At 38.9% G+C, this 11,706-nt stretch carries 9 protein-coding genes and 1 pseudogene; 4 read left to right on the top strand and 6 right to left on the bottom strand.

What is annotated here, in order from left to right; genetic code table 11:
• Position 1: 1 nt before the first annotated feature.
• From VB715_RS00925 to VB715_RS00915, 3 genes are all read right to left on the bottom strand, one after another.
• Positions 2 to 1,342 (bottom strand): cytosine deaminase, encoded by a 1,341-nt coding sequence (locus tag VB715_RS00925; RefSeq protein WP_323299317.1) that lies wholly within the window; start codon positions 1,340 to 1,342, stop codon positions 2 to 4.
• Between the two features lie 106 nt (positions 1,343 to 1,448).
• Entirely contained in the window at positions 1,449 to 1,709 is a 261-nt protein-coding gene (locus VB715_RS00920; RefSeq protein ID WP_323299316.1) for a hypothetical protein, read from the bottom strand.
• A 3-nt stretch (positions 1,710 to 1,712) separates the two neighbouring features.
• Positions 1,713 to 1,988, bottom strand: coding sequence for a BrnT family toxin (locus VB715_RS00915; RefSeq protein WP_323299315.1), 276 nt, complete (start codon positions 1,986 to 1,988; stop codon positions 1,713 to 1,715).
• A gap of 127 nt (positions 1,989 to 2,115) precedes the next feature.
• Between VB715_RS00915 and VB715_RS00910 the strand changes: the two genes are divergently transcribed.
• From VB715_RS00910 to VB715_RS00895, 4 genes are all read left to right on the top strand, one after another.
• Positions 2,116 to 3,498 carry an HD domain-containing phosphohydrolase gene (locus VB715_RS00910; protein ID WP_323299314.1) on the top strand — a complete coding sequence of 461 codons (1,383 nt, stop codon included), beginning with the start codon at positions 2,116 to 2,118 and terminating at the stop codon, positions 3,496 to 3,498.
• Between the two features lie 55 nt (positions 3,499 to 3,553).
• Positions 3,554 to 4,114: a pentapeptide repeat-containing protein gene (locus VB715_RS00905; protein ID WP_323299313.1), complete on the top strand. Its 561-nt coding sequence runs from the start codon at positions 3,554 to 3,556 to the stop codon at positions 4,112 to 4,114.
• A 73-nt stretch (positions 4,115 to 4,187) separates the two neighbouring features.
• A complete protein-coding gene (locus VB715_RS00900) occupies positions 4,188 to 4,973 on the top strand; it encodes an ABC transporter ATP-binding protein (RefSeq protein WP_323299312.1) in 786 nt (261 codons plus the stop codon).
• 78 nt (positions 4,974 to 5,051) lie between these two features.
• Positions 5,052 to 6,446: an MlaD family protein gene (locus tag VB715_RS00895; protein ID WP_323299311.1), complete on the top strand. Its 1,395-nt coding sequence runs from the start codon at positions 5,052 to 5,054 to the stop codon at positions 6,444 to 6,446.
• 7 nt (positions 6,447 to 6,453) lie between these two features.
• Here VB715_RS00895 and VB715_RS00890 read toward each other — a convergent pair.
• From VB715_RS00890 to VB715_RS00880, 3 genes and pseudogenes are all read right to left on the bottom strand, one after another.
• Positions 6,454 to 7,204: pseudogene (locus VB715_RS00890) on the bottom strand (Uma2 family endonuclease).
• A 78-nt stretch (positions 7,205 to 7,282) separates the two neighbouring features.
• Positions 7,283 to 9,373, bottom strand: a complete 2,091-nt coding sequence (pta, locus tag VB715_RS00885) for a phosphate acetyltransferase (protein ID WP_323299310.1) — start codon at positions 9,371 to 9,373, stop codon at positions 7,283 to 7,285.
• 103 nt (positions 9,374 to 9,476) lie between these two features.
• The gene (locus VB715_RS00880; protein ID WP_323299309.1) at positions 9,477 to 11,579 is read right to left on the bottom strand and encodes an SUMF1/EgtB/PvdO family nonheme iron enzyme; all 2,103 of its coding nucleotides are present in this window, start codon (positions 11,577 to 11,579) and stop codon (positions 9,477 to 9,479) included.
• Between the last annotated feature and the right edge of the window lie 127 nt (positions 11,580 to 11,706).

The raw sequence follows: 11,706 nt of genomic DNA, 5'->3' as shown, positions 1-11,706 counted from the left end.
GTTAATTAATCCTTTCGCTTTGACTTACGGTGTCCCAAATTTTTATTATAGTTAATTGATCTAATTCAGCATAGTCAGGTAAGTTTGTATCAATGGATTTTCCTTGACGTAAAACGAGGCGATCGCTTTGATGACGGGAAAATAATTCACTAAAGTAACGGGCTTTAAAAATTACTAAATCGGCAGTTAAACCCAGACCTATTCTTCCTAAATTGTCTAATCCCATGATCTCAGCAGGGGTTTTATTTACACTACAAACCCAGTCATCATAAGCAGTATCTAAATGAGCAATTCTTACCGCTTCTTTTAACACTTCTAAACCATCATGATCTCCAAATCCATAAAAAGGATCTCGGCAATTATCACTGGCAAAAGCAACGGAAATTCCTTGTTTTTTAAAGCCATGGACATCAGTTATACCACGCCATCTTGGGGTATGATTTGGCTTTCTATCCTGTAAATATAAATTACACATCGGTAAGCTAACAATATTAATATTGGCTTCTTTTACTAACTTAATTGTTTTGTCAACAACATCAGGTGATTGAACCGCTAAACTACAACAGTGACCACATAAAATTTTACCTGTAAATTTATTTTTGATAGCTGCTTGAGCAATTTTTTGTAAACAAATTGAATTAGGATCTCCTGTCTCATCGGCATGGAAATCTAGCTCTAAATTTCGTTCTTTTGCCAAAGAAAAAAAACGATCTAATTGTTCATCTAACTGGGGATTCATATAAGCAACGCCCCCTAAAATTGATTGATTATTAGCAACAAAATTTGCTAATTCTTCGCCTTCATCTGTTAAAAAATAATTTAATCCGACTAAACAAACCCCTTGAAGGATAATTTTGTTTTGCCATCTTTCCCGTAAAGAATTAAACACATCAAAGCTAATTTTTGCCTGTTCACCAAAAGAATCTAAATGGGTTCTAATAGCAACAGTTCCCTGAGCATAACTACATTTCAATCCAAATTCCATCCGTTGATAAATGTCTTCTGATTTCCAATAGGTTTGAGCATCTTTTTTAGCAGTAATTAATGCTTGGTCAAAAGTCCCTAATACATTGGGTGATCGCTCCCAAATATGTCCCTTATCTAAATGGGTATGCAGATCAATAAATCCAGGAAAAATAATCCCTTTTTTCAGATCAACCCCAGGACGATCTGGTAAATTAGAATTACTCTGAATAATTTGTCTAATTTTACCGTGATAAATTTCTAGATCAAGATTACATAATCCTTCTCTGGTTTGAGGTAAATCAGTTATATTTTCCAAAAGACAGAGAGGAACATGGGCATTTTTTAGCCAATAGCGATCACCTAAATTATCAAACATTTGTTGTGAGAATAAATTATATTAAAGTATACTTTTTAAGCAAGGGTTTTACAAAACAACAAAAATTATCAATAAATAATTATTAATTATTCATTAGTGAATCTATTTATTGAAATTCTCCTTGTAAATATCTATGCAAGATTTCTTGACTTAAATCAACAATAGATGTACCTAGTTGATTGGCTAACCCTTGAATTTTTTGAGCATCTTCTACTGATAACGTAACTTCTATTGTTTGCCGATTTATATGATGATTTGCATAATCCTGATAACGATTAATTTCTTCAGAAAGATGATCGACGCTTTGCCATTTACCTTGTTCAACACTATCTAATATATTTTTTTCTTCTGGGGTTAGGGAGTTCATTGTCTAATTATCTCCTAAATATTTTTTGGTCATTTTACGACTAGGAATAATTGTTTTAAGAAAAATTTCTAAGTCAGTCTCTACAAAAGGAACAACATAAACATAACTATCTAGTTGAACAATAAAGATTTTTTGATTAGGGTATTTATCAGCATTGTAATGTTGAATAATATCTAGTAGTTTGCCTTGTTGCATTGATTTTATAATATCATCAAACGTAATTCCTCGTTCTTGCTGAAGTTGCCTGTTTTTATCCTCATTCCAGTTAAATTGTTTCACGGTTTGAAGTTTCTGCCTCAAGAATAGCAATTTTCGGGATTCACAATTTGATTGATTAATCAGATAAGCTATAGTTATGCTTAGTTTAAAATAACCCCACTATCAAGAGCCATTTAGTCAATCCCTAATGTTACCTGAGTCTATCCTAAACCAACTCAAAACCGCCCTTCCCGATGGTCAACTACCCTCAAGTTACGGTGTTTACTTCAAAAACACCCTAGTTGCCCTTTGTCACGCCTTAGAAGACCATATTTTACAGAGTACCCCAGAAAATCCCGAACAATATCCCTTAGTGCTTGTCACCTTCCAACGAGGAAAATGGTACTTACAAGAAGCCGATCGCTATCATGAGATTGCCCAATGTTCCCGTCATATTGCGATCGCGGCCATGGCCGATAGTGGATTTGAGAGTCATAAAACAGGGAAATTAGACCAGGTTTCCTTAGTTCATCTCAAGGAAGATGATCCCCTCGTCCATGAATGGAATCTCATCATTTTAGCCCCAGATTATGCGGCGATGCTCCTATGTCATGAACTTTCCCCCGAAGAATATCGCGCAGATACCCAACCCCAAGTTGATACAGAGCGAAAATTCTACGGATTTTGGACATTTGATCGCACACCGGTGGAAAAAGCAGCCAAGATCTTAATCGAGGAAATGCGTCCCTATAACCCAGAATTAGCCGATAAATTAACCGATATTCAAACCCAAATTACCACAACCCCTAGTGAGGAAAAAACCGATCTCAGTGGGGTTGTCTCCCGCATTGTCACCTATTTACAAACCAGTCAACAACAATTAGTCACCATTAACCGTCAAACCAGAGAACTGGTAGACTTAGAAGGTCAGGCCCTCAGATTAAACCGCAATTTAGCCGCGAGTAAGTTACAGGCCTTTTTAAGAATGGCCCAACGGGTTGATGAGCGCGATCGAGATAATCCCATTGCCTCCTTACAAGTATCTGCCTTAGCAGAAACCCTAGGACAATTAATCGACTTACCCACCTTAAAACTGAGACGACTGCGTTTGGCCGGATTACTCTATCGTATCGGATTAGCAGAAGCCCCGTCAGAAGTCTTTAAACAAACCCCAGAGCAATTAAACGATGCGAGTTATGCTTTTTGGCGCGATCGCTCAGTTTTAGGGGCCCAATTATTATCTACCATGTCCGAACTTCATGCCATCAAAGAGATTGTGAAAGAGCAATTAGAGCATTGGGATGGTAGCGGCAAACCCAATGGGTTAAAAGGGGAAGAAATCATGATAGAGGCCCGAATTTTAGGGTTAGTTGCCCACTTCCAAGAATTAACCCAACCCAGAGGCGATCGCCAGGCCCTTAGTTTAGGGGAAGCCTTAGAAAAATGCCTTGACTATCGAGACAGTTGGTTTGATCCTACTTTACTCGACTCCCTAACGACGATTATTCGTCTCACAGAAATGGGGTTAATGGCCTTACCAGATAGGCCTAGTCAACTGCCAGCTATCTGGTTAGAAGAAGCGACAAAATGAAGTCAGAAGTTTGAAGTTTGAAGTCAGAAGTTTAATCAACATGGAGGCAAAAAAAATGAATCAAACCATCAATTTAGCGGATATTTGTCAGGGCAAAATCAAAGAATTAGCGGGAATAGATTTATCTGGGGCTAACTTATCGGGTGCTGATTTAAGCGGAGCCAATTTACGGGGTGCTAATTTACGGGCCAACTTACGGGGAGCGGATCTGACGGGGGCTGATTTAAGAGAGGCTGACTGTCGTAATGCCGATTTACGGGGAGCGATTTTATTAGATATAGCGGGCAACAATATCAGTTTAGCGGGAGCGTTTCTCGCGGGGGCAGTCTTAAGCCATTTAGACTTAACAAGGGTTGATTTAAGGGGGTGCGATTTACGGGGCGCAACCTTAGTCGGAACGATTTTACAACAAGCTGATTTAAGCAATACGAATTTATCGGGGGCTGATTTATCTCAAGCAGATTTAGAAGAAGCCATTCTCAATGGTGCCATCCTCAGAGGGACTAATTTCAGTGAGGCCAATTTATTCTGCTCTCAAGTTGAACGAGTTATTTTAGAAGGAGCCTCCTTAGACGGAGCTTGTTTAGAAGGCACTCCTTGGGATCTCAGTCTCTAAGTTTTGAACAAAACTGCTTATCTGCCTTTGCTATATTGTCTGAGAGCAGCAAAAAGCAACCTTTGGAGCAAAGATGGTCAAAGAACCCTTAATTGAACTCAGAGGCGTTTCTAAGTCCTTTGGTGGTAATGTCATTCTTGATGAAATTGATTTGACGATTTATCGTGGAGAGGCCTTGGTCGTTATTGGCCCATCTGGTACGGGAAAATCAACGATTTTAAGGCTCATTGCCGGATTATTACCCCTAGATCGCGGCGAAATTTACCTGAAAGGGAAACGACGCAAAGGCATTATTGAAGACGGCCATCAACCGATGCGAATTGCCTTAGTTTTCCAACAAGCTGCCCTATTTGACTCCTTAACGGTGGATGAAAATGTGGGCTTTTTTCTCTACGAACATTCTAAATTACCCCGTCTCAAAGTTCGGGAATTAGTCGATGCTAAACTCGCTATGGTGGGATTACAGGGAATGGGCGATCGCTATCCTTCCCAACTGTCCGGGGGGATGCGAAAACGGGTCAGTTTTGCCCGCGCTTTAATTGCCAACCCCGAAGATCCCCTAGACAACCCCGAAATTGTCCTCTATGACGAACCAACGGCGGGTTTAGACCCCATTTCGTCCACCGTGATTGAAGATTTAGTGCGTCGTCTGCAAAACGCCTCTGGGGGATGTGACACCTATGTGATGGTTTCCCACCAAGATAGTACCATTCGCCGCACGGCAGATCGGGTAATCTTTCTCTACGGGGGCAAAATTCAATGGGAGGGGACAGTCCATGAGATTGACTCTACCCCTAACCCTATTGTGCGACAGTTCTTTAGTGCCAGTGTCAAAGGCCCAATTCGAGTAATCGATTAAGCTATGGTATGAGGGGATGAAAGATGAACAATCTTACCTATTCCTTGATCATTTTGTGAGACAGTGTGAGGAACAACCATGCTACGAATGCGAACCCTTCAGGAAGGCTCAGTCGGGCTATTTGCTCTTTTAGGACTAATTATATTTGGGGGATTGGTAATATGGCTTCGAGGGGGTGTCTTAGGCCAACAAACCTATCAAATTATCGCTGATTTTCAGGATGTAAGCGGCTTACAAATTGGGGCCCCTGTTCGTTATCGCGGGGTGGCCGTGGGGAAAATTCTTGGACTCCAACCGAGTAGTAACGGAGTCAAGGTAGCGGTAGAAATATCTTCGACCGAGTTACGCATTCCCAGTGGTTCAAAGATTCAAATTAACCGTGTTGGACTTATTGGCGAGGCCTCAGTGGACATTACCCCCTCCCGTAGTTTGTCAAAGGAGGCCTTAGCCATTGATCCTACCAGCAAAGATTGTGCTGCGGCTCAAAAAATTCTCTGCAATAATGATCAAATTGAAGGGCAGACAGGTTCCCAATTGGTTGAAGCTTTGACCCGTTTAAGTAATGCCTACAGTGACCCTGAATTTGTGGGCAATTTAAGCTCAGCCGCGAAAAATGTCTCAAAAGCAGGGGATAAAATTGCTACACTCAGCGAAGAAGTAACCCGGTTTTCCAAAGCGGCTCGCGGGCAAATTGGTGGGGTATCGGGTGCCATTCGTCGTGCGGATCAAGCGGCTCAAGATGCTTCTCAATTGATGCGAAATGTTAATACAGTCGTCACTGAAAATCGCACTGATCTCAATCGCACTATTAGCGGTGCTGCTAATTTAATTAGTAATCTTGATGGGTTGGTGGCGGAAAATAGAGGTAATGTTGTTAATACTTTGAATAGTCTTGAGCGTACCAGTGATGAGGCGCGAAAGTTAGCGATTAATTTAGGCACAACGGTTAATCGGGTTAATGCGGGTCTTGATGAAGTTAATATTAAACAAATTGCTAGGGATTTAGAAGTATTGATGGCTAATGCTGCCGAAACTTCTAAAAATTTACAGAATTTTTCCCAAGCGATTAATGATCCACAAGTTATTTTAGGCATTCAAAAAACCTTAGATTCGGCTCGCTCAACTTTTGAAAATGCTCAAAAAATCACCTCTGATGTGGAAGAATTAACAGGTGATCCTTCCTTCCGTGATAATGTTCGTAAATTGATTAATGGACTGAGTAATTTAGTCTCTTATACGGAACAATTGGAACAACAAGTTTACACGGCCCAAGTTCTTGAAGTCGTTAGCGATCAGGTGGAATATCAATTAGTAACTCAACAAGGGTTAGGTACAACTCAAACCCCTCAAAATTACCCGACTGCATTACCTAAACGAATTTCACCCCTGAAACAACCTATCCCTAAAATTACCCTAGATCCAGTTCAAACACAAGGAGAAACCAGCGAACAAAAAGATAAAATAGGTAATTAACCCAATTCTAGACAATTTCATCAGGATTAATGCCCAGTTCTCGCAATTTTTGAGCTAAGATAGCTTCACGTCGTTGTGATTCTTCTTTAGCTCGTCTTTCTTGCTCTTTGGCTCGTCTTTCCTCCTCTTTGGCTAATTTTTCCTGTTCCTTAGCTAATCGTTCCTGCAAGGCGGATTCTTGAGGGGTAGGGACTAATTGGCCTTCATTGGTAAAATAGCGTAATTTACCGTCTAATACCCCTAAATATAATCCTAATTCCTTACTCCATAGATAGCCTTGCTCATTGGGTGCGATCGCTTCATATTGTCCATGGGTCAAACTAAACCCTTCAAATTCTAAGGTATTCGGGTCAAACCAGAAATAATCGGGGGTACGGAAAATATTTTGATAAAGGTCTTTTTTACGGGTTCTATCCACATTTGCCGTAAAATCTGAGAGTATTTCGATAATTAAATTGGGATATTTACCCCCTTCTCCCCAAACTCTCACGGGGACGTTTTTGAGTATCTAAAACGACAAAAAAATCAGGGCCACAGAAATCTCGCTTTTTCAGTTGTTCTTCGTTGTAGTATATAGTCAGATTACCGGAAGCATAGTAATCCGTTCTTTCTTGCCATAACCAGTCTAAACAAGCTAATAATAAGATAATTTGTTGTAAATGTAAGTCACTTTCCAAGGGAGGTTCCTCACTCCATAAATCGGTGGGAGGACAAGTAATTTCAGAAATCTGGTCTAGGGTTGTCGTTTCAGTTACCAGTTATCAGTTATCAGTTACTACCGCCTAAAATTGTTAAATCAATCATAGCAAATTAAGCTAAAATACTTTTAAATGTAATCAGTTTGATTGAATCGCTGTGATCGCAACCGTATTAATAATATCTTCAACGGTACAACCTCGACTGAGATCGTTGACGGGTTTTTTTAACCCTTGTAAAATAGGGCCGATGGCAATGGCTCCCGTTTCTCTTTGGACGGCTTTATAGGTATTATTTCCCGTATTTAAGTCAGGAAAAATGAAAACAGTTGCTTGTCCTGCTACTTTTGAATCGGGCATTTTTTGCGCTGCAACAGTCATATCTACCGCAGCATCATATTGTATTGGCCCTTCAAATAATAAGTCAGGACGGCGTTTTTTAGCGATGATGGTTGCTTGTTTAACTTTTTCTACATCTTCCCCTTTTCCTGACTCTCCTGATGAATAAGAAAGTAAGGCAATTTTGGGAATTATCCCAAAGGTTTCGGCTGTTTCTGCGGAAACAATGGCAATTTCTGCTAATTGTTCGGCGGTAGGATTAGGATTAATTGCACAGTCTCCATAGACTAAAATTTTGTCGGGTAAACACATAAAAAAGACTGAAGAAACGAGTTTGTAATCTGGTTTTGTTTTAATAATTTGTAGGGCCGGACGAATGGTTTGTCCTGTGGTATGAATTGCTCCTGAAACCATGCCATCTGCATCTCCTTTATAAACCATCATTGTCCCAAAATATGAGACATCTATCATAATATCTTTGGCACTTTCTAAGGTTAGTCCTTTGTGTTTTCTGAGGTCATATAATGTCTGAGTATAATCTTCTAAATGGGGACTTTCTAGCGGATTAATAATATTTAAGTTATTAAGATCTAATTGAATCCCATTATTTTGAATCGTTTGTTCAATTCTTGCTTTTTCTCCTAATAAGGTAATCTCTACAATATCCCGTGATGTTAAAATAGCAACCGCTTGCAAAATACGGGGATCTTTTCCTTCGGGTAAAACAAGATGACGTTTTTTAGATTTGGCCTGTTGAATTAGGTTATAGGTAAATAATTTCGGGGTAATTCCATCAACTTCAATCTCGTTAATCAGTTGTTCTAATTTTGGTAAATTAACAGATTCATCAAAAATTTCAATACTCCAATTAATCTTTTCTATATCTCCTGCTTTTAAAGAACTATAAACAGTTTGCAAACGAGAAGCAGTCGGATAGGTGTAAGTATCCACCCACAAAATAGGTAACGGATCAGCAAGTCCCCCAATTAATCGGTCAATTGAACTTTCTAATTGACATTCAGTGGTTAGGAGGATACCTGCTAAATTGGGGTAATTTGTAGACTGATGAGCTTGTAATGTTCCAATGATAACATCACCTCTATCTGATGGTGTTACAACTAAATAATTGTCATCTAAGTGAGTGATTGCGTGTTGCATTTGCATCGCAGCAACGAGATAATTAAAAACTAAATTATCTAAACGATTATGTCCATATAAAACTTGGGCTTTTAGTTGTTCTGCAATTTCTCTGACTCTGGGACTATCTAATTTTTTATCATAGGGAATGACTGAGAATAAATAATGATTATCAGTGTAAATTGTTTGAAGGCTATCTTCTAAGATTTTGACATCATTTAGAGCTACTTTGTTAACAATAATTCCTAAAATTTTGCAGTGTTTTTCCCGGTAAGCATCAGCTACAATTTTGAGAGAAATACTAATATCTTCAATGGATTTTTGATGACCATTACCTAAGATCAAAAAAGAGCATCCTAAGTTTTTAGCAATAGCAACATTAAGATCAAATGCAAAAGCTGCATTTTCTGCTACATAATCAGAGTTTTCACAAACAATAAAATCACAAGTTTTCTCTAATTTCTTATATTTAGTGATAATTTTATCTAAAATCTCATCTAGTTTTTCTTGTCCCATCAAATTATTAACTTCTGAATACAATAACCCAAAGGAATCTTGGTATGTTTGGGGTAATTTAAAATGAGAGAGAATTAAATCAATATGTTTATCTGGTTGATCATCAATAGGATCTTGAATAATGGGGCGAAAAAATCCAACTTTAGTCGTTTTTCTGAGGATAAGTTCCATAATTCCCAAAGCGATTAGAGATTTTCCGCTTCTGGGTTCAATGGTGCTAATATAGAGAGAATTTGTCATAATAAAAGTAATAATAAATAAGCTAAGTTAACGACGGGGTTTTAAACCCAAAATTTCCGATAATAACTTTCAATGCAATGTATGCACCAACCAGTGCAAAGGGCTAAAAAGTCCTGGGGGATGAACGCACTACACGAAACCCAGTATCGATGGCGCCGTCGCGCGGGTTACATAAGCTGCGGGAGAAAGAGCTGCACCAGTCCAAATCGTATACCCAAGAACCGCCGCGGGATACACCAAACTTCATGTTCGGATTCTGACAAGGACTGCCATCTGTAGAGGTATTTTGATAATTATTTTCCTCATAATTATCTTCACACCATTCCCAGACGTTTCCGTGCATATCGTAAAGTCCCCATTGATTCGGTTTCTTTTCTCCAACAGGATGGGTTTCTTCGTTAGGATCATAATCCCAGATACTGCCAGGATTTTCACGATACCAAGCGTATTCTTTTATTAAATTCTCGTTATCGCCAAAACACCATTTACCGCTATTTCCTGCACGACAGGCATATTCCCACTGTGCTTCGCTAGGGAGTTGATAGGGGTTTCCGGTTATTTGCGATAATTTTCGACAGAATGCTTGTGCATCATACCAATTAACCCGTTCTACTGGGTTATTTTCCCCTTCAATCATAGAGGGGTTATTTCCCATCACCGCTTGATATTGCGCTTGAGTAATGGGATATTTCCCCAAATAGAAGCCTTTTAGCCTTACCTTATGCTGAGGATGTTCATCGCTATCTCCTTCTCCACCAGGTGGACCCATCATAAATTCTCCCGCAGGTATGGCAATCATCTCTAGTTTGATACCATTAGGCAAAGTTTCGGTAAAGTTACATAAATATGCGAATTCTGGCGTTAACCTTTCAAATAAATTGGGCTGTAGCGTCAAAGCTTGGTTAAGAGCGTTTTTTGCTTTCTCTATCTGGTTTAATTGCTCTAACGCAACCCCTTTATTAAACCAAACCTCTGCTAACTCTGGTTGTTGCTGCAATACGGCATCAAAACACGGTAATACTTCTGTATATTCGCCAATTTCTAACAGATAGAAACCTTTAGCATATTCAGCATAAAACATCGCTACTTGATTGTCTGGTTTTACTGCTAAGGTAGCTTGAAAACACTGGAAAGATTTCTCATACTCTTTTTTCTCTAATAACCATAATCCCTCTTGATAACTCAATTCTGCTTGATTTAAACGATAAAGATGGTCTAACTGTTCTTGACAAGGCGTTACCCACTCATCCGGTAACTTAACCGATGCTTTAGTTAATTGAGGTTCATAAAGCAAATTAATCTGTAAATAGTACCAATCACTGATAAACGCAGATAACAACAAATAAACATCCACAATCATCTTACGAATTTCTCTTAAGGCTTCTTTCTCTGTTTTCCCTTCTTGTTTTAATGCTTTATAGCTTTCTTCCCAATTCCACGCAGGTAAAGGATATTGATGAGTTTTTCCTCCTCCCAAACAGTCGAGATGAAAATGCACCTCATAGTCAGTGATGTCGCTATATAAAATAATGGTTGATAACCCTTCTAGCAAGAACTGTAACCGTTTAACATCAATAGAGGAAATGGGTTCCTTGAAATAATCCCCATAAAACTGTACGGGATGAATCGGGGAATTGACAGAGTAATATTGACCGATAAATAGCCCCAAACGGTTTTTAATTTCTTTATTAAGGTTATTTTCAAAGGTTTCTGGACAATCTGAGCTAATATCTGGAGGCGATGCTAAAATCAATAAACGATGTTCTGCCTGTCTAAGAATTTGCTCCGTTTCATGACGATCTAACTTAGAAAACCAGTTATCTTTGTCCCAGTTATTCTGAATTTCTCTGAGTTTGGTTTCATTATTCTGTTTTTGCGATTCTCCTAATAATTGCAACAGATTTTGACTAAATTCTCGTTTTGCTGCTAATTCTCTTTCCCGAAGGTTAATATCCTTGTCTAAATATTCCTGTTTGGCTTCAAGATACTTTTTAACAGCAGATTGATAAGGAGAATTTTGGCTTGATTTATTGATCTTAGAAGCATCCGGCACTCCTATTAAAGAAGACCCCAATTTGTAAGCACTTTCACCCGATTTTCTGCCAATACCTTTAATAAAGGCTAGACCAAATTCTTTAAACGGTTCACTGGTAACGATGTGAGTGATAACCGTGATGACAGTAGGGGTAATAATTGGGTCAACCATAAGCTATTTTGTGCGAGAATTGAATCCTACCAAGTACCTAAACAAAACCAATTACCCATATCTAGCAGATTAAGACTTCTTCATTGGCGATTAATTTCATCTTAGCATTTTTCAGACTCAAAAATTG

The organism is Crocosphaera sp. UHCC 0190 (assembly GCF_034932065.1).
Classification (GTDB): Bacteria; Cyanobacteriota; Cyanobacteriia; order Cyanobacteriales; family Microcystaceae; genus UHCC-0190.
Note: the sequence above shows the minus strand (reverse complement) of the source record. Positions and strands in the feature narration are given on the sequence as shown.

What these genes read in the sequence shown, in the direction of transcription:
- VB715_RS00925 (WP_323299317.1), bottom strand. Translation starts at nt 1,342, where the DNA reads ATGTTTGATAATTTAGGTGATCGCTATTGGCTAAAAAATGCCCATGTT.
- VB715_RS00920 (WP_323299316.1), bottom strand. Translation starts at nt 1,709, where the DNA reads ATGAACTCCCTAACCCCAGAAGAAAAAAATATATTAGATAGTGTTGAA.
- VB715_RS00910 (WP_323299314.1), top strand. Translation starts at nt 2,116, where the DNA reads ATGTTACCTGAGTCTATCCTAAACCAACTCAAAACCGCCCTTCCCGAT.
- VB715_RS00905 (WP_323299313.1), top strand. Translation starts at nt 3,554, where the DNA reads ATGAATCAAACCATCAATTTAGCGGATATTTGTCAGGGCAAAATCAAA.
- VB715_RS00900 (WP_323299312.1), top strand. Translation starts at nt 4,188, where the DNA reads ATGGTCAAAGAACCCTTAATTGAACTCAGAGGCGTTTCTAAGTCCTTT.
- VB715_RS00895 (WP_323299311.1), top strand. Translation starts at nt 5,052, where the DNA reads ATGCTACGAATGCGAACCCTTCAGGAAGGCTCAGTCGGGCTATTTGCT.
- pta (WP_323299310.1), bottom strand. Translation starts at nt 9,373, where the DNA reads ATGACAAATTCTCTCTATATTAGCACCATTGAACCCAGAAGCGGAAAA.
- VB715_RS00880 (WP_323299309.1), bottom strand. Translation starts at nt 11,579, where the DNA reads ATGGTTGACCCAATTATTACCCCTACTGTCATCACGGTTATCACTCAC.